The sequence below is a fragment of the Plantibacter sp. H53 genome (assembly GCF_001650455.1).
GTDB classification, from domain to species: domain Bacteria; phylum Actinomycetota; class Actinomycetes; order Actinomycetales; family Microbacteriaceae; genus Plantibacter; species Plantibacter flavus_A.
In genome coordinates this window covers 15475-38122 of record NZ_LWCT01000018.1, presented here as the reverse complement: position 1 = coordinate 38122, position 22648 = coordinate 15475, and the positions used below count along the sequence as shown (strand labels likewise).

Genomic DNA, 22648 nt, shown 5'->3' with positions numbered 1-22648 from the left:
TCCGTTTTACAGTCCGAAGCCTTTGGCGATGAGGGCGGCGGAGTTGTAGGTGATGTGGACGATCACACTCGTCCAGATCGATCCGGTCCGCCAATAGAGGTAGGTGCTCACGACCGACATGAAGACGGCTGAGAAGAAGACGACGTTGATGCCGTGGGCGAGTGCGAACACCAGGGTCGATCCGATGATCATCACCCATGGCCCCCAACGCTTCAGAAAGCTCGCGAGGACACCGCGGAAGAGGAGCTCCTCGCCGAACGGTTCGATGACTCCGCCCATGGCGAGCGTTCCGAGGAAGAATGCGATGCCTGCGGTCGCGGCGGTGTCGTAGTCCGCTTGCGTGTTGTCGTCAGGGAAGAGCGGATCGAGGACGAAGATCGACAGCAGCGACGCGAGGCCCATCGCGACGAGGCCCAGCAACGCCGCGAGGAGCAACCACCTCGGGGCGACCCGGCGGAACCCGAATGCACTCAGCGATCGCCGACGAGTGAGGACCGCGGCGACGAACGCGAGCACGGGGACGGCGGCAGAGAGTGCGAACTGCGCGACTCCCGATGCTGCGGCTGGGAGCTCGAGCAGGTAGAGGCCAAGCCCGCCGCCGATGTACAGCACGACAGCGGTGATCGCCGCGACGGCGAGTTCGGGCCAGCCGACGCTGCGAGAACGATCTGTCGGCATGGTGTCGGTGTTCACAGAAAAGCCCTCCTGTCGGTGTCGCGCACTTCACGACACGGACAGTCGACAGCCTGCCCTTGGGGCCGAGTCAAGCCTCGCCGATTCGAATGATCACGCGCCCTCTCGGCGAATCGGGTGATCGCTTGAGCGCGGATACAGCCGTCAGGCCACCGAGAATGTGTTGTTCTTCATGGGTGTCATCGGACACTGTGCCCTGACGACAGGGTCAACTCCGTGGCGCCCGTGACGCGGATCGTTCACAGCGTTTCATCGTTCACCGTGTCAGCCTTGCGGACGATCTCGTTCGCGCGCGCGAGAGCACGCAGCTGGCCGTGATTAAAGGCATCGACGACCGCGGAGGAGAGTGCCTCCTGCGCGAGATTCCCCTTCGTCCGCTGAGCCGATCGCAGATCGGAAGCCCACGGGAACCGTTCGCGGTGGGCCGCCATCGACACCGCGAGGAGCTGTGCGACATCATCGATGGCCCTGTCGTCCGATTCGTCGGTGAGGGATTCGAACGGTTCGCTCGCCTCATCCGGCTCGTTCAGGAGATCGCTCGTGTCGTGGAGCGCCGGTTCGTTCAGAACGCGGGAGTACACGGTGAGCAGCCCGCGGTACTTCTCCGGGAGGCCGTCGGCGGAGTGCGCGAACGGTGTGGGCGTGTCGAGAGGCGCGCGGTATCGCAGGAGGAGGGCGAGTTCCGCGCGCACGCGCTGCAGTCGTTCGATGCTCGCCTCGAGTTCGGCATCGAGGACGGCGATGGAGGCGTCCGTGTCGAGCGTGCTCGTGGCCAGCGCGCGGATCTGCGCGAGGGAGATGCCGAGATCGCTCATCCTCTTGACCTGCAGGAGTCGCACCAGGTGGGAGGTCTGATACTGCTTGTAGCCATTGCGCGCGCGCTCCGGCTCATCGAGGAGCCCGACCTGATGGTAGTGCCGGACCGTTTTCACCGTCGTGCCGGCGAGGTCGGCCAGCTGTTGCGTGCTCCACGCCATACATTTCTCCCCGTCTTCGATCTCAATACCAGCAGATGCCCCAGGGGCAGAGTCAAGCGAACGGATGACTTGACTCGGCCCCAAGGGCACGGTGTCCTCTCATTCCATGAAGAAATTGAGTGCCGCCCTCGCCGTCCTCGCGGGTCTCGGAATCCTGATCGCCGTCTCCTTCACTATGCACAACAGCAACCCGAACGTGCTGCGGTTCCTCCCCGACCCGATCACGAACTTCATGACGGACCACGGTTGGGTGTCCTGGATCGGGACCGCGGTGGGCGCGATCGCGATTCTGTCTCGGCTGTATGTCGCAGGTCGAGTCGAGAAGGCGCAATCGCGTCGTTCCGCTCAGTAGCGTGCTTGCCCCGTTCGGCAGAGGAACCCCAGTGAGATCGAGACGACGATTGAGCGCAAGCACCGCATGCGAGCTCCGGCCCCACTCGTCCCGGTGCGCGCGCCGCTGCGGTCAGCGGCGCGACGACCGCCGTGCGGTCGTCGACGTGGCACGACGGTCGGCTCGTCGCCTGCGGTCGGCGCGGATCGCGACCGCGGTCAGCAGAACCATGATCCCGACGGCGCCGAACAGCCATCCGCCGACCGCTCCGGCGTCGAGTTGGCGATCGTCGTCAGCGCCCACGGCTCCGCGATAGAGGGCGACCGCGGTGACGATGACGAGCAGGGTGATGGAGAACGTCTCCGCGGTCGGAGCGAACGCCCGTCGAGTCGGCACGGGGAGCAGCGCCACCGTGACGCCAGCCAGCAAGGCGACCATCGTGGCCGGCCCGGCGACCGCCACCGCCGTCATCGCGTCGAGGTACTGGTTCCGGCGGCCCGGGGGTCCCATCATCGCCGCCGAGACCAACGTCGAGGCGAGGAAGACTCCGAGCAGCGAACCCCACAATGCCGCATACGCCTTCATCCGTCGCCTCCCTCGAACGACCATAGCGGCCCTGCAGCCCCTTACCGAGAGCGTCCGTTCCGTTCCCTCATCGCCCCCGAGGCAGCAGAAAGCGCACTCTCGACGACTGGCTCGTCGCACTGCGACGACGGGCCCGAGGAGCGTCTCCGTGGCTCAGCGCCTTCCAGCAAGTAGAACGCGCACTGCCGGCGGCCACCGACCCGTCGGCCACCGCCGATCTACCATGGTGGTCATGGCCGATCTCAATGGACCTAGACGGGCGGAGCTCGTCGACATCGTCCGCCGACTCCAGGCCGCGACAGGGACCGACGGCGAGCAGGACCAGCTCCTCGACGTCCTTCGTGCGAACGTGCCTGATCCGCGCGTGTCCGACCTGATCTACTGGCCGCCGTCCGCGCTCTCGCCCGACGAGATCATCGATCGCGCGCTCGCCTACCGGCCGTTTGCGCTCTGACACCGTGACCGGTATCGACCTGACCTTCGCTCCAACGGTACGCGGCACGTTCTATCGCGCGATCGACCCGAGCTTCCGCGAGTTCGCGATCGCCGGATCGCGCACCGCTGGGCGCTACTCGCGGGCGAACGAGCCGACGCTGTACCTGAGCTCGTCCGTCGACGGTGTCGAGGCCGCGATGATCGCCCACCAGGATGCTCGGGCGGGGGTGCGCGAGATCGTTGAGATCGACGTCGAGGCGTCCGGCATCGTTGACCTGCGCGACGCGCGGGCTCTGGAGTCGGCAGGCATCGACCTCGCTGACGCGACTGCCCCGTGGCAGGACATCGCCGCCGGCGGAGGCACGCCGACGTCGTGGAGCATCCGCGACCGCCTCCTTGCCGGCGGCGCGAACGGATTGATCGATCCCTCGCGCAAGCGGCCGGGGCTCTGGCATCTGGTGCTTTTCCGCTGGAACGAGCCTGATGCGCCGGTCGTCACTGTCAGGTGAGGCGCCCTCCCCTCTCTGGACCGACGAGGGGAGGCGGGGCCGGTCCTGATCTGCAGAGGGGAGCGGAGCCTGTCCGCTCGATTTGCGCGGCGCACGGCCGGGTGGTGCGACGACCTCGGCTCGCGTCGCCCGTGTTGAGGTCGCGGCGCCGCCCGATCAGCCTGCGTCACCGCGCCAGACAGCGGCAGGATTCTTGCGTCGGAGGCGCCGTGTTTCGCGAGCCCGGAGGATCCTCTCCCCGTCCAAGACCTCGAGCGTCACACCGTAGGCGCGATCCGCTGCACGCCGCTCAGCCGGCGTGAGCGTGCTGGGGAGCGCAGCCCACCACTGCCGAAGTGGATCGACGTCTCCCGGGCTCCTGCCCCACTCGTCCTTCGCCGCCGTGATCGGATCAGCGAGCGCGACGCGATCCCGGCGGCGAGCGACCACCGCCAGCGCAGCGATCCCGGCCACAGCTGTGCCGAGGAGCACGAGGCCCGTCATCGCCCGGGCGGGCTCGTACCGATCGACCTCATCCCAGCTGACCACCACGTAGGCGAAGACCACCGTCCACACGACGCCGACCACCACGTACAGCCGCGCCGCGCCGCGCGTGTGTGCGCCGAGCAGGAACGACGTGAGTCTTCCCCGTTCGAGGAGGCCGAAGATCACCGCTGAGAGGATCGCGCACAGCCCCACCCACATCGCCGCTTCGTCGACACCGAGAGCCGGCCGGCCGTTGCGGGGAGACGGTAGGACGAGACCGGCCGCAAGCAACCCGAGCAGGAGCGCGACCACCGTCGCCGTGTCGCGAGCGCCCCAGCGGGTGCGGGACGCTCTTCGTACGTCGCCACCGCTGTCCCGAGCAAGACGCGCCTGTGCGCTACGCAGCCTCGGCACTGCCGCCAGTACCGCCGCGCGGGAGGCCTCGACCACGGCATCGAGGCGCTGCCGACCTCGCAGCTCGGAGAGACGGGTCGTCAGCTCGGCACGCACGTCGGCGTCAAGATCACCCGGGTCACTGTTCCGCAGGACGCGATCGGTCATATCGCCAGCGTAACCACGGCGCCCCAGGGTGCAGCCCTGTGCCGAGCGTGCGCCTTCGGTTCGTTCGTCACGCCTTGGCGAGCGGAATGCGCGCTCTCGACGGACCTTCGACGCGAGTGGCGGGCGATGTGGTCCTGGGAGAGGTTCAGGCTCGTTGCTCTGGTCATGGTCGGCTTCATCCTGTTCGTGCACTCGAACGTAGGAGAACCACAACTGAGGCACATCCGTCTCCCGGGGGACGACTGTGGGTCGACTTGCACCTGCCGTAGCGTCATGTGGTGCAGTGGACGTATTCCGCCCACCGAGGAAGGCCCCCACATGTTCTCGACTTTCACCCCGCCGCGCCAGGTCACCATCGGAGGCGCCGCCGCGTTCGTCGGCATCACCCCACGGGCGATCCGTCACTACCACCAGATCGGTCTGCTCCCTGAGCCCGAGCGGGGGAGCGACGGTCGCCGCCGCTACGGCTACGACGAGATGATCCGGCTGCTCTGGATCCGTCGGATGGCGGACGCCGGCATCGCCCTCGACGACATCCGCGACGCCTTTGCGGAAGGCATCACCGATACCGACGATGATGTCGCGCGGATCCTGGACCGCCTGGAGGGCTCCCTCGTCGCTCGGCAGGCGGAACTCGAGCAGCAGCGGACCGCCGTGCAGCGCATGCGTGCGCAGGGCAGCAGGTTGGGGCTGCTCTCCGACGTCGTGAGCGACCGCCTCACAGACCTGCCCGTGGGCGCCCTGCGGCAGGACGACCTGGACACCCTGCTCGTGACCGAGCGGATCTTCGGTGGGCTCGGCGCCTCCGTCCAGGCGTCGCGGTTCATCGCCTTGGCCACCCACCCGGAGCTGCGGGAGGAGTCCGACCGGGTCGACGCCGCCGAAGCAGCGCTCGACGACACGGTCGCGGTCGACGACCCCCGCGTCGCGGAGGTCGCCGCCGAACGGCATGCCTTCGAGGCGGCCCTCCGCACGGTCATCGAGGACTCCGGCCTGGCGCAGGCCGACGACGACCGCTTCGACGCGTGGGACGAGTCGCACCCCCTTCCCGACGACGAGGACGGCGCAGGCTCGACCTGCGGCTCGACGAGCCTCACCGAGGCCGTCCGGATGATGCCTTACGACTTCTCCCGCGCACGCCTGCGGTGCATGGAACTCGTCCTCGAACTCGATGCGCTCGACCTCACGCCACCGGCCGAACACTGAGCCGTCGACCGCGAACGTCCGTGTCGGGACTGGTCGTCACCGGCCTAGAGGTTCTTCACGTGGGTGCCGATGGTGCGGCCTCCGATCCAGCGACCGGTCCCGTGGCCACAATCGGGCCGGGCTGGCGTGCGGATCGTCGAAGTGGGACGCGCGCCCGCGAGTAACACGCCTTCGTCCTTGACTTCAAGCGACGACGGGTGGGTACGGTGTCGGCTTCGGAAACAAACGAGACAAAGGAGTATCTCTGATGCGTACGAAGTTCTCTCGGATCCTGATCACCGCGGTCGCAGCGATGGGGCTGACCGTCGGCGCGGCGGGCGCCGCGAACGCCGAACCCGCTGGGCAGTACGAATACGTCTGCGTCGGCACCGACGGCTCGACCTACAGCATGACCAAGGGCGCGGCGCTGAGCACCTGCAAGGGCTCGTACCTGCAGAAGTACATCAACGGCAAGCAGATCGAAACCATCGCGCTGACCGGACACGGGACCATCGCCGATCCGAACGCCATCAACATGGATTGCCTGGTCGCCGTCGTCGGCACCGGCGCGTCGGCGTACGGCATCGTCCAGACGGCCGGTACCGGCGTCGTCGCCTACGTGGGCCTGGCTGCTTCCGTTTACGGACTGAAGTCCTGCGTCGCGTAAGCGCACACGGTGCGATGACGGGCCCCGGGAGACCTCTCGGGGCCCGTCCGCGGTCAGGCCCGGATCGCTTCCCAATCCGGGCCGAGCCATCCGCGCACCGGCCCACTGTCGTTCCGAGGAATGCTCACAGAACCCCGGGGTAGAGGCACCGCTGCACTGCTCGACGAGTGGCCGGGAGACGTGTTCCGCCTCACAGACTGGTTGCAACTTCAGCTTGGGGAAGCTATCTTCCTATAAACACGTTCAACGAACATTGGGGAGACGATGATTCGCAAGAAGATGCTGGTATTGCTCACGTCCGGACTGGTGGTCGCCGGTGGACTCGGCGGCGTGGCAGCGCAGGCCGTGGCGAGTTCCGCGGAGGCGCCGGCGGAGGCGACCGCGACGCCGACCGAGAGTGCGACGCCGGCCGCGACGCCGACCGCGACCACGCCGCCCACCGAGTCCACGCACATCAACGAGTTCTACCTGCAGGGCCTCTGGCAGCGATTCTTCGAGGTTGGTAAAGCCGCGATGGCGTCCTGCATGACCGAAGCGGGGTTCGGGTTCGACGACACCAGCTTCGACGGGATGCCGCCAGGTCTGAGCGAGGCCGACCAGGATGCCTGGCAGGCGGCCGCGGTCCCTTGCCGTGAGGAGCGTGACGCGGCGACCGCTGCTGCCGAGGCGGCCTACGTGCCGACCGAGGATGAGCGTGCCACGGCACTGGCGTTCGCGACGCAGTACCAGGGCTGGATCGATGCGATGCGCTCGTGCATGGCCGATCGCGGCCACGAGTTCGTGGGCGCCGTCGACATGACGCTCCAGGCCTACCCGTATCCCGAAGGTCAGCAGGCGACCGGGATGCCCGACGGCCTGTCTCCCGAGGAGAGCCACCAGTGGAAGTTGGATGCCACCGGCTACGATTCCTCCTTCCCCGAGTCGGAGCAGAGCACCTGGGAGGCGTCCTGCGGGTTCGTCGCCGACGCCGCCTACGGTGGGCCCGGCCACTGATCGGTTCCGCATGAGCCCCGCGTTCCTGGTTCCGTTTCTCCGGAGCCAGGGCGCGGGGCATGCTCACGCGCCCGGGCGACGGGGAGCGCGTCGAGGACGAGGTGTCTCAGGTTCCGATCGAACCGTGCCGAGGCTCGCGATTCAGCGGACCCGGCCGGCGTCGAACCGCGCTTGGTGCGCCGAGACCTCGTCGCGGTGCAGCTCGGACCACACCTTGAGCTGCCGGACGGTTTCATGGAGTGAGAGCCCGAGGTCGGTCAGGTCGTACGTCACGGTCACGGGAACCGTCGCGGTCGCCGTCCGGCTGATGAGCCCGTCGCGTTCCAACGACTTCAGGGTCTGCGACAGCATCTTCGGGCTCACACCCGCGAGCGTCCGCGCCAGCTCGGAATACCGCATCGGTCGCGGCTCGCCGTCGCAGTCCGGACCGCTCCCGAGCGCCGACAGCACGAGAGCCACCCACTTCCCGGACACCTGCGCGAGGAGCTGCTGGCTCGGACAGGCGGCGAGGAACGCGTTGTACTGCGTCTTCGCCGCGGCCCGCTGATCTGCCGCGGTGATGGTGGCCATGGTCTCGCTTTCGGTATCAACGCACTTTCAGGTAACTCCTTCCGAAAGGGTAGCGCCTCGCCCAGAGTGGATGCCGACACTTCGTCCGACACCTACCGGAAGGCACATCGATGAACCCGACCACCCTGGAACTCCCCGGCGGCACCTGGACCCTGGGCGACCGCACGGTCTCCCGCTTCGGCTACGGCGCCATGCAACTCGCGGTGGTCGGCCCGCCGAAGGACCATGACGCGGCTCTCGCCGTCCTCCGCGAAGCGGCCGGCGTCGGCATCACCCACATCGACACCGCTGAGACCTATGGGCCCCGCGTCGTCAACGAACTCATCCGCGAGGCCCTGCACCCGTATCCCGCAGAACTGCTCATCGCGACGAAGGCGGGCGGACGCCGTGACGCGCAGGGCGGCTGGCCTGCAGCGCGGAAGCCCGATGAGCTCAAAGCGCAGATCGACGACAATCTCGAGACGCTCGGTGTCGACGTCCTCGACCTCGTCCATCTCCGCCTGGGTGATGCGAACGGACCAGTTCCCGAGCCGGTCACGGAAGCCTTCGAGACCCTGGTCGACCTGCAGCGACAGGGACTCATCCGTCACCTCGGCGTGAGCAACGCCACCGCCGAGCAGGTGGAGGAAGCGCAGGCGATCGCGCCGATCGTGTCGGTGCAGAACTCGTACAACCTGGCCAACCGAGGGGACGACGCGCTCATCGACCGACTCGCCGGCGAAGGGATCGCTTACATCCCGTTCTTCCCCCTCGGAGGGTTCAGCCCGCTGCAGTCCGACGCGCTCACCGCGGTCGCAGCTCGACTCAACGCTTCGCCGATGTCCGTCGCGTTGGCGTGGCTGCTGCAGCGCTCACCCAACATCTTGCTGATCCCGGGCACGTCATCCGTGGCCCATCTCCGCGAGAACATCGCGGGCGCCGCGCTCACGCTCGCCGAAGCGGACCTCGCCGAGCTGGACCGGATCGTCGCGCCCTGATCGAGTGGATGAGTGGCGACCGACCGGTGCCGGTTCTCGCCCCCGCTTCGTCAGATCAGGAGGAACGCGTCGATAGAGTGGGAGTCCGTGATGCCTCCCGCGGAAACCCTCTGGTCGTTCGCCCTGGTCGTCGGTCTGTTGACGATCACCCCTGGGCTGGACACGGCCCTCGTCCTGCGCACCGCCGCCTTCACCGGCAAGCGGCGCGCCTGGGGCGTGATCGCCGGTATCCAAGTCGGCACGCTCGTCTGGGGCGCCCTCACCGCGATCGGGGTGACAGCGCTGTTGACCGCGTCCGAGGTCGCGTACGACGCACTTCGCCTCGCGGGTGCCGCCTACCTGGTCTGGATCGGTGGGCGCATGGTGTGGACGGCGCTGCGGAGCAAGCGGTCGATCGCGCCTGACGCTCGGGACACCGAATCGTCGGGCGGCGTGGTGTCGGGCTTCGTCCAGGGGCTGACGACCAATCTGTTGAACCCGAAGATGGGCGCGTTCTACCTCGCCCTGCTGCCCCAGTTCATTCCGTCGCATGCACCGCAACTCGCTTGGGGCATGGCGCTCACCAGCGTCCACGTCATCCTCGGATCGGTGTGGCTCACGACGCTCGTCCTGACCGCCCAGGTATTCCGCCAGTGGCTCAATCGACGAGCGGTCGCCACGACCCTCGACGTCGTCGCCGGCACCGCCATCACCGGGTTCGGCATCCGTCTCGCCGTGGCGCGCTGAGCACGGGCGGTCGAGGGCGTCGACTCGGGATCAGAACGGCAGCGGGGCGCGGTGTCTCCTAGGCCGGGCCGGACGACGCGGCGTCGAGCAGCTCGAGCACGTGGCGGTAGTCCTCGCCCGTCGCACGCGTCATCCCGAGTTCGCAGGTGCGGTTGCACGACGCGTGCGCATCGGCACCGAGGGCGGCGACCTCGGCGGCCTCGGCTTTCGTCGCGGACGCCGTCAGCTCGGGGTGCAGCATGCCGCGGTCGCCGGCGAAGGCGCAGCAGCCCCAGTCGTCCGGGACGTGTACGCGCTCGGCCACGGCTTCGCCGATCCGCACGAGATCCGGGTCGAGGCCCATCTGCCGTGAGGAGCAGGTCGGGTGCAGGACGAGTTGCTCGATCTGCGCTGAGACGTCGACCCGAGGCAGGATCTCCCGGGCGGCGAAGGCCACCGCGTCCTCGACGACCACGCCGCTCTCGCTGAGGAGCTTCGCGAAGCCCTCGGTGCAGCTCGACGCGTCGCTGACGACCACCAGGCCGCTGTCGGCCACGGCCGCTCGAATGCGTTCGACCGTGCGCTGCTCGTTCACCGCAGCGCCGGACGCGAAGCCCTTCGACGACCACGGGGTGCCGCAACAGATCGACTCGACGCCGTCGGGCACGACCATGCTCAGGCCCGCCCGTTCGAGCAGTCGGGTGAACGCGCCCATGACGCCGTCCCCGCCGTCCGCCGCGCCGAACATGCTGTTCACGCATGCCGGGACGTAGATGCCGACGGTCGGGCCGTCAGCGGCACCCACCGTCCGACCGAGTGCCTTCCGCGAGCGTCCGCCGCCCGGCAGATCTCCTGAGTACTTCGGCACGGTGTCGGTACCGAGTACGGCCCTGGCCACGTCGGTCACCGCACCGACCACCGGAGCCGGCAGGAGCTTCGCGCCGGAGAGTGCGACCGAACCGATCCGCGTGACCGGCCCCCAACCGGTGGCGGCCGCCTTCCAGCCCGCGGCGGCGACCGGAGCCGCCTCCGTGCGCCGGATGCGCTTGACCAGCGCGCCCGTGTTGATCTGGACCGGGCACGCGGTCTGGCACATCCCGTCGACGGCGCAGGTCTGCACGCCGGCGTAGTCGTAGTCGTCCGCGAGCTCCTCGGCGAGGGCGATGTCCCCGCGGGCGCGAGCGGACTCCTCGGCACGGCGGACGACGATGCGCTGCCGCGGCGTCAGCGTCAGGTCGCGACTCGGGCAGACGGGTTCGCAGTACCCGCACTCGACGCAGCGATCGACCTCCTCCTCGACCGTCGGCTGGAGCTTGATCCCCTGGAGGTGCGCTTCGGGATCCTCGTCGATCAGCACGCCGGGGTTCATCACCCCGGCCGGGTCGACCAACCGCTTCAGCTCGAGCATCACCCCGTACAGCTCATCGCCGTACTGCCGGCGGACGTACGGTGCCATGGCGCGACCCGTGCCGTGCTCGGCCTTCAGATTGCCGCCCGCGTCGAGGACGAGGTCGACCATCTGCTCGGTGAAGCCGTTGAACCGGCCGAGCGCGGCGTCGCCCTCGAACCGGTCGGTCAGCATGAAGTGGATGTTGCCGTCCTTCGCGTGGCCGAAGATGACCGAGTCGCGATAGGCGTGCTGCTCGAAGAGCTCCTGCAGGCTCGCGCAGGTGTCTGCGAGAGCCGCGGTCGGGACGACGATGTCCTCGAGGAGGGCCGTGGTGCCGGAGGGGCGCGCTCCCGCGACCGAGGCGTAGAGACCCTTGCGGAGCGCCCAGGCGCGTGACCGCTGGGACGCGTCGCTCGAGAACACCACCGGCGCGTGCACGTCCAGACCGTTCAGGAGCACGCCGCCCGCCGTCGCGCGGTCCCTGAGCTCGACGGCGTCCTCCGAGCGGTACTCGACGAGGAGGGCCGCGTGATCCTGCGGCGTGAACCCCTGGATCTCCGCCGGGCTGCCGGGGAGCCGCTGCCCGACCGTCAGGGACGTGGCGTCCATGAGCTCGAGCGTGGCGGCTCCGGACGCGACCAACTCGGGCAGCGCACGCGTCGCCGCGTCGAGGGAAGGGAACACGGCCAGTGCCGTCGACACCAGCGGGAGGACGGGGACGGTGCGGAAGGTCGCCTCGGCGACGAAGGCCAGCGTGCCCTCCGAGCCGATGATGAGGTGCTGCAGGACGTCCACGGGCGACTCGAAGTCGAGGAACGCGTTGATGCCGTACCCCATGGTGTTCTTCAGGGAGAACTGGCGCTCGATGGATGCGACCGACGCCGGATTTGATCGCACGCGGCGCTGCAGGCGCTCGATGCCCTCGGCGAGCTCCGGTTCCGCTTCGTGGAGCTGCCGGTCGGCCGTCGGATCGGCCGTGTCGATCGTCGTGCCGGACGGGAGGACGAACACCATCGACTCCAGCGTCCGGTAGGTGTTCTCGTCGATCCCGCAGGCCATACCGCTGGAGTTGTTCGCGATCACACCGCCGATCGTGCACGCCACCTCGCTCGCCGGGTCCGGGCCGAGCCGGTAGCCGAGTCGGGTGAGTCGCGCGTTGACCTGCACCACCGTCGCCCCTGGCTGCACCCGCACGCGCTTACCGTCGTCGAGCACCTCGATGGTCTTGAACCGCTGCCTGGTGTCGAGGATGATGCCGGAACCGGACGCCTGGCCGGACAGGCTCGTGCCACCCGACCGGAACGTGACGGGTGCGGCGGACCGCGTCGCCGCCCGGAGGATCGCTGCGACCTCGGCAGCGCTCTCCGCGATGACGACCGCCTCGGGCGTCAGCAGGTAGTGCGATGCATCCCCGGCGTAGGCAGCCAGGTCGATCGCTCGGGTGCGGATCCGGGAGGGGTCGCCCACGGCTCCGCCGATGGCTTCGGTGATGCGGGATGGGGCGGTGGTCGGGTGTGCCACGAGGCTTCCTTCTCGAATGCGGGCGTCAGCGGGGTGCAGGGGCGCGGGGTGCTCGGGTGCGGCTGCGGTGGCCGGACGCCTCAGAGGATGGGGCGTCGTCGGCCATCGCCCGGCCGATTCATTCGAAGCGTTGCCAGTCCGGCCGGTTGTCGTAGGTGTAGCGATAGTAGTCCGACAACCGCAGCCCTGATGCCGCCGCTTCGTCGATGACGACGGTCGCGTGCTCGTGCAACTGGAGCGCCGACCCGGGGACGAACGCGCTGAGCGGTCCTTCGACGGCGGCCGCGACGGCATCGGCCTTCCCAGCGCCCTGGGCGACCAGCACGAGCTCGCGCGCCTCGAGGATGGTGCCGAGCCCCTGCGTCATGCAGTGGGTCGGCACCTGGTCGGGCGAGTCGAAGAAGCGGGCGTTGTCCTGGCGGGTCTTCGGCGCGAGGGTCTTGATGCGCGTGCGTGACGCGAACGACGACGTGGGCTCGTTGAACCCGATGTGCCCGTTCGATCCGATGCCGAGGATCTGCACGTCGATGCCGCCGGCCTCGGCGATGGCCCGGTCGTACTCCTTCGCGGCGGCCGCGAGGTCTGCGGCGCGACCGTCCGGGACACGGACGCGCGAGGGTTCGAAGCCGAGCGGGGCGACGACCTCGCGCGTGATCACGCTGGCGTACGACTCGGGGTGGTCGGCCGGGATGCCCACGTACTCGTCCAGCGCGAAGCCGCGGGCCTCGGCGAACGACAGCGAGCCCGCCTGCACGCGACGGGCCAGCTCCTTGTAGATGCCCTGCGGGCTGGACCCGGTCGCCAGGCCGATGACGGCCTGGGGCCGCCCGGCGACGATCGACGCGATCTTCGCGCCGGCGACGCGACCGACCTCGGCGGCGTCGGGAAGGATGATGATCTCCACGGTGTCCTTTCGTTCCTACTCAGGCGCTCGCCGCAGCAACGGCCGAGCGGACGTCGCCGTCGTGCGACTCGAGCAGCCGGGCGGCCGTCGCCGCGTCCACGTCGGCGAGGAGCATGACGACGGCGGTCTTGGCGTGTGCGCCGGCCTGCTCCAGGGCGGCGTCGGCGAGCGACCGCTCGACACCGGTGGCGTCCGCGACGATGCGCTGTGCGCGGTCGACGAGCTTCTCGTTGGTCGGCTTCACGTCGACCATGAGATTGGAGAAGACCTTGCCCGAGCGCACCATGGACGCGGTGGACAGCATGTTGCAGACGAGCTTCTGCGCGGTGCCGGCCTTCAGCCGGGTCGAACCGGTGAGCGCCTCGGGGCCGGTCATCACCTCGATGGCGATGTCCGCCTCGGCGCTGATCCGGGCGTTCCGGTTGCAGGACACCGCGATCGTCCCCGCGCCCAGATGGCGTGCGTAGCGCAGGCCGCCGATGACGTACGGGGTGCGACCACTGGCCGCGAGACCGACGACGACGTCCGTGGGGCGGAGGTCGGCCGCGATGAGTTCCGATGCGCCGAGCTCGAGGTCGTCCTCGGCACCCTCGACGGCGACGACGAAGGCGTGCTCGCCCCCGGCGATGAGCCCCAGCACCTCGGAGGGGTCGGTGCCGAAGGTCGGCGGGCACTCGACCGCGTCGAGCAGTCCGATCCGGCCGCTCGTCCCCGCACCGAGGTAGACGAGTCGCCCACCCTGCCGGCGAGCTTCCGTGATGCGTTCCACGGCGCGCGCGATGCTCGGCAGTTCCGCTCGGACCGCGTCGGCGACGAGTCGGTCCTCGTCGTTGATCACCTCGAGCAGCCGGAGCGTGTCCAGCGTGTCGAGGTCGACCGTGCGCGGGTTGCGTCCCTCGGTGGAGAGCGCTGCCAAAGTACTCGATGCTTCAGGCACGAACGGCCCTCCGTTCTGGGTCGGACGGGCTGACGCCGTCGTGGTGGTCCGTGGGGCTGTCGACGGTCATGCTTCGAACCGCAGCGAGCGAGGCGGCCCGTCGAGCGTCCGCGCGGGGAGCGAGCGTCCCGGGACGATCGCGCCCAGAACGCTGCCGTGCGAGGCGCCGGTGGCCGAGGGGAGGGATCCGGCCTGGCCGTTCACCGTCAGGAAGCCGAGGACGGCGAAGGCGAGCGCCTCCTTCGCGTCGGAGGGGAGGCCCGCGTCGTCGCTGCTGACGACGTCGGCCTCGGGGAGTGCGGCCCGGATGCGCGCGACGAGCTGAGGATTGCGCACCCCTCCGCCGGCGAGGATGACGCGCTCCACCCCACGGACGGCGTCGGCGACGGTCCGTGCGGTCAGCTCGGTGAGGGTCGCGACGAGGTCCTCGATCGGAAGCGTCGGACGGCCGGCGAGCTGCTCGCGGAGGTAGTCGAGGTGGAACAGTTCCTTGCCCGTCGACTTCGGCGCGGGGCGCTGGTAGTACGGCTCGCGCAGGAGGAGGTCGAGCGTCTCCTCGTCGACGGTGCCACGCGCGGCGAGCTCGCCGTCGGCGTCGAACTGCCGGGCGCCGCCGGTGTGCTCGGCGACGACGGCGTCGATGAGCGCGTTCGCCGGTCCGCTGTCGAAGGCGATCGGGTCGTGGCCCGGCCGCACGATGGTGGCGTTGGCGATGCCGCCGAGGTTGACGGCCGCAGTGGTCTCGCCACCCAGCCAGAGCGCGTCGATCATGCTCACGAGCGGAGCACCCTGCCCGCCGGCCGCGACATCACGCGAACGCAGGTCGGCGACGACGGTGCAGCCCGTGCGTTCGGCGATCCAGGCCGGCTGGCCGAGCTGGAGCGTGCCCTCGACCCGGTCGTCCTCGACCCAGTGGTACATCGTCTGGCCGTGGGAGACGATCAGGTCGGCCTCCCCGTCGCAGAGTTCCGCGACAGCTCGGACCGCGAGATCGGCGAAGGCCTGCCCGATCCGCGTGTCCAGCCGGCAGACGTCGTCGACACTGGTGGTCGCCGGCGGCAGGGCTGCGGTGATCGCGGTTCGCAGTTCCGGGTCGTACCCGGCGGTGATCATCCCGAGCGGGCGGACGACGAGCGTGTCGCCGTCCACGCCGATCTCGGCTGCGGCGGCGTCGATCGCGTCGTGCGAGGTGCCGGACATGAGGCCGATGACGCGCATCGGGCGGCTCACTTGCGCAGCTCCGCCCGGTGGGCGTTCCCGCGGAGCGTGCCGATGGCGATCGCGCTCACCAGGCAGGTCGCCATCACGTAGTAGGCCGGGACGTCGACGTTGCCGGTCGAGGCGATCAGCGACGTGATGATGAGGCCGGCGCTGCCCGAGAAGACGGCGTTCGAGATCGAGTAGGACAGTCCGAGACCGGTGTATCGCACGGAGGTGGGGAACATCTCGGCGAGCATGGCGGGGCCCGGGCCTGCGATCAGGCCGACGACCGCTCCGGCGACGAACACGGCGAGGCCGTGGACACCGACGCCGAGGTCCGGGTTCTGCAGCACGTTGAGCAGGGGCAGCGCCAGGATCACGATGAGACCGGTGCCGGTGAGCATCACCCAACGCCGACCGATCCTGTCGGACAGCCAGCCGGCCGGGAGGATCGTCGCGGCGAAGCCGGCGTTCGCGAGCACCGTGGAGATCAGTGCTTCCTGGAACGAGGCGTTGAGGCTGCTCTGGAGGTAGGAGGGCATGACGACGAGGAAGGTGTACCCGGCGGCGGACCAGCCCATCAGGCGTCCGATCCCCAGGAGGATCGCCTTTGCGGTCTCTGCGGCACCCGCGCGGACGACCGGCTCGGCGACCTTGGTGGTGTCGGCGGTGGCGACCTTCTGGAACTCCGGCGTCTCCTCGAGCTTCAAGCGGAGGAACAGGGCGACCGCGCCGAGGGGGATGGCGAGCAGGAAGGCGATCCGCCAGCCCCACGCCGCCAGGTCGGCTTCGGACAGCAGGGATGCCAGCAGCGCGACGGTGCCGGCGCCGCCGAGGAGTCCGAGTGCGACCGTGAACGACTGCCACGATCCGTAGAAGCCACGCTTCCCGGCCGGGGCGAACTCGGTCATGACCGAGACGGCGCCGCCGAACTCACCGCCGGCGGAGAGGCCCTGCAGGATGCGCACGATCGTGAGCAGGATGGGCGCCGCGACGCCGATCGAGGCGTACGTCGGGAGGATGCCGATGAGGGCGGTCGCCCCGGACATCATGACCAGGACGAGGATGAGCGTCGGTTTGCGGCCGATCCGGTCGCCGATGCGGCCGAAGAGCGCAGCCCCGACCGGGCGGAAGAAGAAGGCGATCGCGAAGGACGCGTAGGTCGCGATGAGCGACTCGATACCGGTCTGTTGGCCGTCGCTGAAGAACTGTGCGGCGAGGATCGTGGCGAGGAACCCGTAGATCCCGAACTCATACCACTCGATGAAGTTGCCGACGCTGCCGGCGACGATGGCCCGGCGTCGGGCAGTGCTGCTGATCACGTCGCTGCGTGGTGTGGAGCTGGTCACGGGACCTCCCTTGGTTCCTGGATCGTGCATGCCGGCAGTACCCGCGGTACTCCGCTATACGTGTCGGCCAGTCCGCACCTGAGGAGGGCACCGGTCGCGAGTCGTTGCAACAAACATACACAGTTTGACGATGGATGGTAATTTCCATACATCCCGCCGGTGGGTGCCGACGGTACAGTGTTCACGGTCGAGAGGAGCACCGATGGGAGCCGACGTCCACCGGACATCACGGGCGGTGTCCACCGAGGTGCGCGCCCGCCTCGACGAACTCCGTCCCTCCGAGCGGCGGATCGCCGAATCGCTGCTCGCCGACCCGGGCGCCTTCGCGACGCGGTCGGTCGCCGAGATCGCGGAGGAGGCCTCGACCTCGACGACGACGGTCGTGCGCTTCACGCGCAAGATCGGCTACGACCGCTTCAAGGATTTCCGCCACGACCTGACCGAGGAGAACCTCCGCGAACGGCTCGCGCTCGCCGGGACCAATGTGCAGTCGCCCGACATCGTCGCCGGCGACAGCCTCGACGACATCGTCGCGAAGGTCGCCGCGAACGAGTCGCTCTCGATCGCCGACACCGCACAGGCGCTCGACACGGCAGCCCTCACGCGCGCCGTGGCCGCGGTCGCCGGCGCTCGCCGGGTCGACATCTTCGGTGTCGGGGCGAGCTCCATCGTCGCCGTCGACCTGCAGCGGAAACTCTCGCGGATCGGACGGGTGGCGCTCGAATGGCCCGACCCGCATGCCGCCTGGACCGCCGCGGCGATCCTCGACGAGCAGGCGGTCGCCGTCGCGATCTCGCACTCCGGCGCGACCGCGGACACCGTCGACTATCTCCGGCTCGCGGCCCGCTCCGGCGCGACGACCATCGCGATCACGAACCACGCGGAGTCCACCCTGGCGACCAGTGCGGACATCGTCCTCCAGACGTCCGCACGGGAGACGGCATTCCGCTCGGGAGCGCTCGGCAGTCGGATCGCACAGCTGATGGTCGTCGACTGTCTCTTCATCGGTGTCGCCCAGGTCGACTCCGAAGCGTCCATCGGTGCGTTGCAGCGGACCTTCGACGCGGTACGGGAGCGTCGCTCCTCCGAGTGATGCCCCCGCCGACCCTGCTCGGCGCTCGTGGAACGGCTCGGCCGTTGTCGTCGGAGAGGCTCCCGGCCGCTACGAGGCGTCCGCGCGCAGGACGGCGGTGACCGCGAGGCGGAGGGACGAGCTCTCGAACCCGAGTCGTGCGCGCGCGCCGGGGAAGGCGCGCTCGAGCGACAGGCCGTTCACGACCGAGAGCAGGAAACGCGACTGCTGCTCTCGATCGCCGTCGATGAGGGCGTCCTCCTCGTGGAGCTGGGCGAGCCACCGGTCCACGCGGCTGACGGCGAGCCGCTCCATCGCGAGGAAGGTCTGGGCGGACTCCTCGGGTGTGGGTGACGCGACGTAGGCGTCGTGGAGCGCGGTCCAGTTCTGTCGCGCACTGGCGCCGGTGCCGACCGCGGAGAGCAGGAGTTGGAGGCATGCCTGCAAGCGTTCGGCCGGCGCCTTCGTCGCGTCGGCCATGGGGTCGTCGGGGATGTCGAGCGTCTGGAGCCCCTCGATGACGGTGTCGAGCAGGACCTGCTGCGTCGGGAAGAAGTGCCGGAGAGACCCGGTGCTGACACCTGCCTTGGTCGCCACGGCACGGACGCTCAGCCGCGCGGTCGGGTCTTCGCCGAGCATCGTCGCCGCAGCGATGAGGATCTTGGATCGCGTATCGGAGCCTGCCGGTTCGGTCATGCGCAGGGGCCCTCTTCCCAGTTCTAGTACAGCGTGCTAGCGTGTCCCTCGATTATCACACTGTACTAGAGATGGCTGTGTCGAGGTGACCCGACGGGCGCCGGTCGGTGTGGAGAGGAGCGTGACGGATGGAACAGAGCTGGCGGGAGCGTCGGTGGACGCGCCGAGCGAAGGCCGGTGATGGCAGCGCGTTGAAGCCGTTGCGCTGGTGGCAGATGACCACCCGGTCGGTGATGTCCATCACCCTGCACGAACCCGACGGCCGAGCCGTTGCGCACACGGTCGATGTCCGTCACGGAGGTGATGCGTCGGACGGTGTCGTCAGGGCGAGGCTCTACCGGGATGGCGCCCTCCATCTGGTCTCCCGGGTGCCGGCGCGATTCGCCGTGCACGGTGGGCACATCGAAGTCCGGGTGAGCGAATCCGGTCTCCGTCGTTGCCATTTCCTCGCCGACGACGGCTCCGAACAGCAGCTCGCGCCGGACCCGCGGTCAGCGGAAGGGCGACGCCTGCAACTCGCTCGGCGACACCCCGTCGCGAGCTCCGTCCTCGGCGCGCTGTCGATCGTCCTCCTGCTCGTCGGCGTCGGTTTGAACGCACTACAGATCGCGGAACCGATCTCGCAGATCCCGCCGATCGCCGACACTCTCGGCACCTTCGAGTCACCGCTGCACCTCGACCCGTGGCTGAACATCGCCCTCGGGGTGGGGGCGGCGCTCGGCGCGATCGAGCGAGCCTCCCGCCTCCGTTACCACTGGCTGCTCGACAGCGGAGCGGGGACCTGATGTCGCCGCGCCCGTCCAGCCGATCGAACCGACCGAGGAGCAGCATGCGCGCACCAGTACTCCGACCGTTCCTGGTCATCAGCGAGAATCGACGTGCCTACCTCGTCCTCAACGCCCTCGCGTATGGGCTGACGCTCGCCGGTTTCCTCATCGGTCTCGCCTTCCCCGACCTCACGCGTGCTCGGGAGTCGGCCATGGTCGAGGACGGCACCGCCGCGCTCGTCACGCAGCTCGTGGACACGCCGCCGCTGTTCGCGCTGATGATCCTCGCGGTCAACGTCCTCCGACTGAGTCTGCTCACCATCGTGCTGCCGTCCGTCGTCGTCCCGTTCGCAGGGCTCGTAGCCTTCGGGTTCTGGGCGGTCCAGACCGGGATCACGCTCGTGCCCCTGACCGCCGACGGATGGGTGGCGCTCATCCCGCACTCGCTCACGCTCGTCATCGAGCTCCAGGCGTACATCCTTCTGCTGCTCGGTGTGTACCTGCACGGCATGTTCTGGCTCCGGCCGACGGCGCTCGCCGGAGTGGTGCGCCACCGTCAGGGGTACCTGCAGGGGCTGCGGCGGATCGGTGTGCTCGCCCCGCCGGCGCTGGCCCTCCTGGTCATCGGGGCGATCTGGGAGGCCTACTCGTTGCGCTACCTGGTCCATCCGCTCGGCCAGTGGTTGGCGTGATCGTCGCAGAGCGCCCGGCGCGCCCTATCGCTAGAGCATCCCGGTCAGCACTCCGCCGTCCGCACGCAGGGCCGCACCATTCGTCGCCGACGCCAATGGGCTCGCGAGGTAGGTCGCCAGCGAGGCGATCTCCTCGGGCTCGATGAAGCGTTCCAGCAGCGTGGTGTGGTTGCGACCGATGATCGAGGCCTTCACCGCCTCGACGGGAGCGGACTGGGTGGCGGCGATGGATTCGATCGTCGCGGCGACGCTGTCGGAGTAGGTCGGGCCGCCGAGGATCGTGTTCACCGTCACGGCGGTGCCACGGGTCCGCTTCGCGAGTCCGTTGCCGAGGGCGATCATCGCCGCCTTCGTGACGCCGTAGTGGATCATGTCGGCGGGGATGTTCACGCCGGACTCGCTGCTGACGAACAGGATGCGCCCCCAGCCGCGATCCAACATGCCTGGCAGGATGTGCCGGGACAGCCGGACGCCGCTCATCAGGTTGACCTCGAGGATGTGGGCCCAGTCGTCGTCCGAGACGGACTCGAACTGCGCGAGACCGAACTGGCCCACGTTGTTCACCAGGATGTCGACGGCGCCGAGGTCGCCGAGCAGTCGCTCGACGGAGGCCGGATCGGCGAAGTCCGCGACGATCCCGTCGTGGCCGACGTCGGGGTGCATGCGCCGAAGTGCGGCGACCGCATTCTGCACCGCCTGCTCGGAGCGCCCGTTCACGATGACCCGTGTGCCCTCCGCGGCGAGCGTCCGGGCGATGGCTGCGCCGATGCCACCGGTCGATCCGCTGATGAAGGCCGTCTTGCCTCGGAGTTGTAGGTCCATGTCATCTCCCTCTGTCGGCGATGCGCCGATTCACTTGCTCAGGCAAGTTACCCTAGGCTGGTTCACTTGCTCAAGCAAGTCGAATAGGCTTGCCCCATGACCGATCCCGCCGAACGTCCCGGCCTCAGCGGTGATCGGCTTGCGGCCTGGGCCTCCGTCGCCACCCTGCTCGAGCGACTCCCCGCCGCCCTCGACGCCCAGCTGCAGCGCGACAGCGGGCTGAGCCACTACGAGCACGGGCTGCTCTTCGCGCTCGACACCGCCCCGGACCGCATGCTCCGGATGAGCACCCTCGCCGGGTACGCGAGCAGCACACTCTCCCGGCTCTCCCGCGCGATCTCGCGACTGGAGAAGCACGGCTGGGTGCGACGCGAGGTCGATCCGACCGACGGTCGGTTCACCCTCGCGGTGCTCACCGACGACGGGCACGCCCACGTCGCGCGGTCCACGCCCGCGCACCACGCCCTGGTCGAGGAGCTCGTCTTCGGCTCGCTCACCCAGGCGCAGGTGCGGCAACTGGCCGACATCAGCGCGAAGATCGCGACGGCGATCGACCCGACCGTGCCATGGGCGCCGTCCGAGTGAACCTCGGAAGAACGTCCTTGTGGACCCGCTCACGCCGGGCGTAGCTTGACCGCATGAGCCTCTTCATCACGTGTCCGGTCGAGAGCGTCGACCGCGCTACCGCCTTCTACAACGCCCTCGGCTGGACCCGCAACGCCGCGATGTCCACCGACCAGGTGTCCTGCTTCGAGATCGCGCCCGAGCAGTACGTCATGCTCGGCAGCCGGGAGATGTACGCGAGCGTCGGCGGCACTGAGGAGCTGATCGGTGGACCCGACACGCCCTCGAAGGTCACGGTCTCCTTCGACCTCGGGAGCCGCGAGGCGGTCGACGAGCTCGTGGAGCGGGCCGGCGCCGCAGGTGGACGGATCGGCGACACCGACGACTACCCGTTCATGTACCAGCGCCAGTTCGACGACCCCGACGGGTACCACTACTCGCCGTTCTGGATGAAGCCTGACGCCGAGCCGACCGACTGAGCGACCTCGCCGCGACACGGCACGGCGAGCAGGTCGCCGGGCGCGAGGTCGCGGGGGAGCAGCACGCGCTGCTCGATTCCGGCCTCGCTGCCGATGCGGAACGACACCGTGTGCGTCGTCGACGCTCGCCCGATGAGCCGGAGTTCCCACCAGCACGGTTCGACGTCTGAGAGGCAGGCGTCGAGGGTGAGGTGATGGCCGTCCTCGCCGGACCTCGCAGCGACGACGGCCATGACGACCACGGAGGTGAGTGCGGCGGGGGACGGGCACCCGCCCGTGCCGGGGATCACCGCTGCCGCCGAATGGACGCACGGGGTTCCGCACTGTTCGGCCAGGCGCAGCATCGGAACGTCGTCGACGATCACGTCCGTGGTGCTGAGGTGGGTGTGTGCCGGCCAGCGGTCGGGAACGAACGGGTCCGGGATGCTCCGGCGGAGTGAAGGCAGGATCGTCGTGAGGGTCATGACCTCCGGTCTACGCCTCGCCACCCGCGCGAGCCCCGGTCCTCACGGGATCCATACGTCGATCCCCGGAACCCCGACGGTCTCCTCACGTTCCGCTCGGGCGAGTGGAGCCATCAGGCCTCGACCATGGCTTGCATC

26 protein-coding genes are annotated in these 22648 nt (G+C 69.1%); 13 read left to right on the top strand and 13 right to left on the bottom strand.

All coding sequences use genetic code 11. The features are described 5' to 3' along the window. Window positions 1–6: 6 nt before the first annotated feature. The gene (locus A4X17_RS10670; RefSeq protein ID WP_064295664.1) at window positions 7–678 is read right to left on the bottom strand and encodes a CPBP family intramembrane glutamic endopeptidase; all 672 of its coding nucleotides are present in this window, start codon (window positions 676–678) and stop codon (window positions 7–9) included. Window positions 679–932: 254 nt separating this feature from the next. Further along, on the bottom strand, window positions 933–1670 hold the full coding sequence (locus A4X17_RS10665) for a MerR family transcriptional regulator (RefSeq protein ID WP_064295654.1): 738 nt from the start codon (window positions 1668–1670) through the stop codon (window positions 933–935). 106 nt (window positions 1671–1776) lie between these two features. On the opposite strand from A4X17_RS10665, the gene A4X17_RS10660 reads away from it, so the two are divergent. Continuing rightward, window positions 1777–2022, top strand: coding sequence for a hypothetical protein (locus A4X17_RS10660; RefSeq protein WP_064295653.1), 246 nt, complete (start codon window positions 1777–1779; stop codon window positions 2020–2022). Window positions 2023–2133: 111 nt separating this feature from the next. On the opposite strand, the gene A4X17_RS10655 is transcribed toward A4X17_RS10660, so the two are convergent. After that, window positions 2134–2586: a hypothetical protein gene (locus A4X17_RS10655; protein WP_064295652.1), complete on the bottom strand. Its 453-nt coding sequence runs from the start codon at window positions 2584–2586 to the stop codon at window positions 2134–2136. Window positions 2587–2818: 232 nt separating this feature from the next. Here A4X17_RS10655 and A4X17_RS10650 point away from each other — a divergent pair, with 232 nt between their 5' ends. Together A4X17_RS10650 and A4X17_RS10645 are read left to right on the top strand one after the other, a co-directional pair. After that, a complete protein-coding gene (locus A4X17_RS10650; RefSeq protein WP_064295663.1) occupies window positions 2819–3040 on the top strand; it encodes a hypothetical protein in 222 nt (73 codons plus the stop codon). A gap of 4 nt (window positions 3041–3044) precedes the next feature. Next, window positions 3045–3530: an RES family NAD+ phosphorylase gene (locus tag A4X17_RS10645; RefSeq protein ID WP_231884358.1), complete on the top strand. Its 486-nt coding sequence runs from the start codon at window positions 3045–3047 to the stop codon at window positions 3528–3530. A 156-nt stretch (window positions 3531–3686) separates the two neighbouring features. On the opposite strand, the gene A4X17_RS10640 is transcribed toward A4X17_RS10645, so the two are convergent. Continuing rightward, window positions 3687–4556 (bottom strand): hypothetical protein, encoded by an 870-nt coding sequence (locus A4X17_RS10640; RefSeq protein ID WP_064295651.1) that lies wholly within the window; start codon window positions 4554–4556, stop codon window positions 3687–3689. 318 nt (window positions 4557–4874) lie between these two features. Between A4X17_RS10640 and A4X17_RS10635 the strand changes: the two genes are divergently transcribed. From A4X17_RS10635 to A4X17_RS10625, 3 genes are all read left to right on the top strand, one after another. Next, window positions 4875–5762, top strand: coding sequence for a MerR family transcriptional regulator (locus A4X17_RS10635; RefSeq protein ID WP_064295650.1), 888 nt, complete (start codon window positions 4875–4877; stop codon window positions 5760–5762). A 247-nt stretch (window positions 5763–6009) separates the two neighbouring features. Beyond that, window positions 6010–6408, top strand: a complete 399-nt coding sequence (locus A4X17_RS10630; protein WP_064295649.1) for a hypothetical protein — start codon at window positions 6010–6012, stop codon at window positions 6406–6408. A gap of 264 nt (window positions 6409–6672) precedes the next feature. After that, window positions 6673–7401, top strand: coding sequence for a hypothetical protein (locus A4X17_RS10625; RefSeq protein ID WP_064295648.1), 729 nt, complete (start codon window positions 6673–6675; stop codon window positions 7399–7401). 141 nt (window positions 7402–7542) lie between these two features. Here the strand turns inward: A4X17_RS10625 and A4X17_RS10620 are convergent, their stop codons facing one another. Continuing rightward, entirely contained in the window at window positions 7543–7971 is a 429-nt protein-coding gene (locus tag A4X17_RS10620) for a helix-turn-helix domain-containing protein (RefSeq protein WP_064295647.1), read from the bottom strand. A gap of 110 nt (window positions 7972–8081) precedes the next feature. Here A4X17_RS10620 and A4X17_RS10615 point away from each other — a divergent pair, with 110 nt between their 5' ends. Both A4X17_RS10615 and A4X17_RS10610 read left to right on the top strand, forming a co-directional pair. Beyond that, window positions 8082–8948: an oxidoreductase gene (locus A4X17_RS10615; protein ID WP_064295646.1), complete on the top strand. Its 867-nt coding sequence runs from the start codon at window positions 8082–8084 to the stop codon at window positions 8946–8948. A gap of 90 nt (window positions 8949–9038) precedes the next feature. Further along, a complete protein-coding gene (locus A4X17_RS10610; RefSeq protein ID WP_064295645.1) occupies window positions 9039–9674 on the top strand; it encodes a LysE family translocator in 636 nt (211 codons plus the stop codon). Between the two features lie 58 nt (window positions 9675–9732). Here A4X17_RS10610 and A4X17_RS10605 read toward each other — a convergent pair whose 3' ends face one another. The 5 genes from A4X17_RS10605 to A4X17_RS10585 form a co-directional block, all read right to left on the bottom strand. After that, window positions 9733–12564 carry an FAD-binding and (Fe-S)-binding domain-containing protein gene (locus tag A4X17_RS10605; RefSeq protein ID WP_082916095.1) on the bottom strand — a complete coding sequence of 944 codons (2832 nt, stop codon included), beginning with the start codon at window positions 12562–12564 and terminating at the stop codon, window positions 9733–9735. Window positions 12565–12682: 118 nt separating this feature from the next. Beyond that, window positions 12683–13468: a glucosamine-6-phosphate deaminase gene (gene nagB, locus A4X17_RS10600; RefSeq protein ID WP_064295644.1), complete on the bottom strand. Its 786-nt coding sequence runs from the start codon at window positions 13466–13468 to the stop codon at window positions 12683–12685. 19 nt (window positions 13469–13487) lie between these two features. Then, the gene (gene murQ, locus A4X17_RS10595; RefSeq protein WP_079003675.1) at window positions 13488–14405 is read right to left on the bottom strand and encodes an N-acetylmuramic acid 6-phosphate etherase; all 918 of its coding nucleotides are present in this window, start codon (window positions 14403–14405) and stop codon (window positions 13488–13490) included. Between the two features lie 66 nt (window positions 14406–14471). Then, the gene (locus A4X17_RS10590; protein WP_231884357.1) at window positions 14472–15635 is read right to left on the bottom strand and encodes an anhydro-N-acetylmuramic acid kinase; all 1164 of its coding nucleotides are present in this window, start codon (window positions 15633–15635) and stop codon (window positions 14472–14474) included. Further along, entirely contained in the window at window positions 15632–16954 is a 1323-nt protein-coding gene (locus A4X17_RS10585) for an MFS transporter (protein ID WP_064295641.1), read from the bottom strand. The genes A4X17_RS10590 and A4X17_RS10585 overlap by 4 nt, the downstream gene beginning before the upstream one ends. Window positions 16955–17156: 202 nt before the next feature. Here A4X17_RS10585 and A4X17_RS10580 point away from each other — a divergent pair, with 202 nt between their 5' ends. Beyond that, window positions 17157–18047, top strand: coding sequence for a MurR/RpiR family transcriptional regulator (locus tag A4X17_RS10580; RefSeq protein WP_064295640.1), 891 nt, complete (start codon window positions 17157–17159; stop codon window positions 18045–18047). Between the two features lie 69 nt (window positions 18048–18116). Here the strand turns inward: A4X17_RS10580 and A4X17_RS10575 are convergent, their stop codons facing one another. Next, complete coding sequence (locus tag A4X17_RS10575; protein WP_064295639.1) at window positions 18117–18722, bottom strand: TetR/AcrR family transcriptional regulator; 606 nt, start codon at window positions 18720–18722, stop codon at window positions 18117–18119. A 128-nt stretch (window positions 18723–18850) separates the two neighbouring features. Between A4X17_RS10575 and A4X17_RS10570 the strand changes: the two genes are divergently transcribed. After that, on the top strand, window positions 18851–19507 hold the full coding sequence (locus tag A4X17_RS10570; protein WP_064295638.1) for a hypothetical protein: 657 nt from the start codon (window positions 18851–18853) through the stop codon (window positions 19505–19507). 44 nt (window positions 19508–19551) lie between these two features. Continuing rightward, window positions 19552–20181 carry a stage II sporulation protein M gene (locus A4X17_RS10565; RefSeq protein ID WP_082916094.1) on the top strand — a complete coding sequence of 210 codons (630 nt, stop codon included), beginning with the start codon at window positions 19552–19554 and terminating at the stop codon, window positions 20179–20181. Window positions 20182–20211: 30 nt separating this feature from the next. Here the strand turns inward: A4X17_RS10565 and A4X17_RS10560 are convergent, their stop codons facing one another. Further along, entirely contained in the window at window positions 20212–21003 is a 792-nt protein-coding gene (locus A4X17_RS10560; protein WP_064295636.1) for an SDR family NAD(P)-dependent oxidoreductase, read from the bottom strand. A 96-nt stretch (window positions 21004–21099) separates the two neighbouring features. Here A4X17_RS10560 and A4X17_RS10555 point away from each other — a divergent pair, with 96 nt between their 5' ends. Both A4X17_RS10555 and A4X17_RS10550 read left to right on the top strand, forming a co-directional pair. Then, a complete protein-coding gene (locus A4X17_RS10555; RefSeq protein WP_064295635.1) occupies window positions 21100–21588 on the top strand; it encodes a MarR family winged helix-turn-helix transcriptional regulator in 489 nt (162 codons plus the stop codon). A 53-nt stretch (window positions 21589–21641) separates the two neighbouring features. Then, window positions 21642–22046, top strand: a complete 405-nt coding sequence (locus A4X17_RS10550; protein WP_064295634.1) for a VOC family protein — start codon at window positions 21642–21644, stop codon at window positions 22044–22046. Here the strand turns inward: A4X17_RS10550 and A4X17_RS10545 are convergent. Continuing rightward, complete coding sequence (locus A4X17_RS10545) at window positions 22001–22510, bottom strand: hypothetical protein (protein WP_064295633.1); 510 nt, start codon at window positions 22508–22510, stop codon at window positions 22001–22003. The genes A4X17_RS10550 and A4X17_RS10545 overlap by 46 nt on opposite strands. Window positions 22511–22648: the final 138 nt, after the last annotated feature.

What these genes read in the sequence shown, in the direction of transcription:
- A4X17_RS10670 (WP_064295664.1), bottom strand. Translation starts at nt 678, where the DNA reads ATGCCGACAGATCGTTCTCGCAGCGTCGGCTGGCCCGAACTCGCCGTC.
- A4X17_RS10665 (WP_064295654.1), bottom strand. Translation starts at nt 1,670, where the DNA reads ATGGCGTGGAGCACGCAACAGCTGGCCGACCTCGCCGGCACGACGGTG.
- A4X17_RS10660 (WP_064295653.1), top strand. Translation starts at nt 1,777, where the DNA reads ATGAAGAAATTGAGTGCCGCCCTCGCCGTCCTCGCGGGTCTCGGAATC.
- A4X17_RS10655 (WP_064295652.1), bottom strand. Translation starts at nt 2,586, where the DNA reads ATGAAGGCGTATGCGGCATTGTGGGGTTCGCTGCTCGGAGTCTTCCTC.
- A4X17_RS10650 (WP_064295663.1), top strand. Translation starts at nt 2,819, where the DNA reads ATGGCCGATCTCAATGGACCTAGACGGGCGGAGCTCGTCGACATCGTC.
- A4X17_RS10640 (WP_064295651.1), bottom strand. Translation starts at nt 4,556, where the DNA reads ATGACCGATCGCGTCCTGCGGAACAGTGACCCGGGTGATCTTGACGCC.
- A4X17_RS10635 (WP_064295650.1), top strand. Translation starts at nt 4,875, where the DNA reads ATGTTCTCGACTTTCACCCCGCCGCGCCAGGTCACCATCGGAGGCGCC.
- A4X17_RS10630 (WP_064295649.1), top strand. Translation starts at nt 6,010, where the DNA reads ATGCGTACGAAGTTCTCTCGGATCCTGATCACCGCGGTCGCAGCGATG.
- A4X17_RS10625 (WP_064295648.1), top strand. Translation starts at nt 6,673, where the DNA reads ATGATTCGCAAGAAGATGCTGGTATTGCTCACGTCCGGACTGGTGGTC.
- A4X17_RS10620 (WP_064295647.1), bottom strand. Translation starts at nt 7,971, where the DNA reads ATGGCCACCATCACCGCGGCAGATCAGCGGGCCGCGGCGAAGACGCAG.
- A4X17_RS10615 (WP_064295646.1), top strand. Translation starts at nt 8,082, where the DNA reads ATGAACCCGACCACCCTGGAACTCCCCGGCGGCACCTGGACCCTGGGC.
- A4X17_RS10610 (WP_064295645.1), top strand. Translation starts at nt 9,039, where the DNA reads ATGCCTCCCGCGGAAACCCTCTGGTCGTTCGCCCTGGTCGTCGGTCTG.
- A4X17_RS10580 (WP_064295640.1), top strand. Translation starts at nt 17,157, where the DNA reads ATGGGAGCCGACGTCCACCGGACATCACGGGCGGTGTCCACCGAGGTG.
- A4X17_RS10575 (WP_064295639.1), bottom strand. Translation starts at nt 18,722, where the DNA reads ATGACCGAACCGGCAGGCTCCGATACGCGATCCAAGATCCTCATCGCT.
- A4X17_RS10570 (WP_064295638.1), top strand. Translation starts at nt 18,851, where the DNA reads ATGGAACAGAGCTGGCGGGAGCGTCGGTGGACGCGCCGAGCGAAGGCC.
- A4X17_RS10565 (WP_082916094.1), top strand. Translation starts at nt 19,552, where the DNA reads ATGCGCGCACCAGTACTCCGACCGTTCCTGGTCATCAGCGAGAATCGA.
- A4X17_RS10560 (WP_064295636.1), bottom strand. Translation starts at nt 21,003, where the DNA reads ATGGACCTACAACTCCGAGGCAAGACGGCCTTCATCAGCGGATCGACC.
- A4X17_RS10555 (WP_064295635.1), top strand. Translation starts at nt 21,100, where the DNA reads ATGACCGATCCCGCCGAACGTCCCGGCCTCAGCGGTGATCGGCTTGCG.
- A4X17_RS10550 (WP_064295634.1), top strand. Translation starts at nt 21,642, where the DNA reads ATGAGCCTCTTCATCACGTGTCCGGTCGAGAGCGTCGACCGCGCTACC.
- A4X17_RS10545 (WP_064295633.1), bottom strand. Translation starts at nt 22,510, where the DNA reads ATGACCCTCACGACGATCCTGCCTTCACTCCGCCGGAGCATCCCGGAC.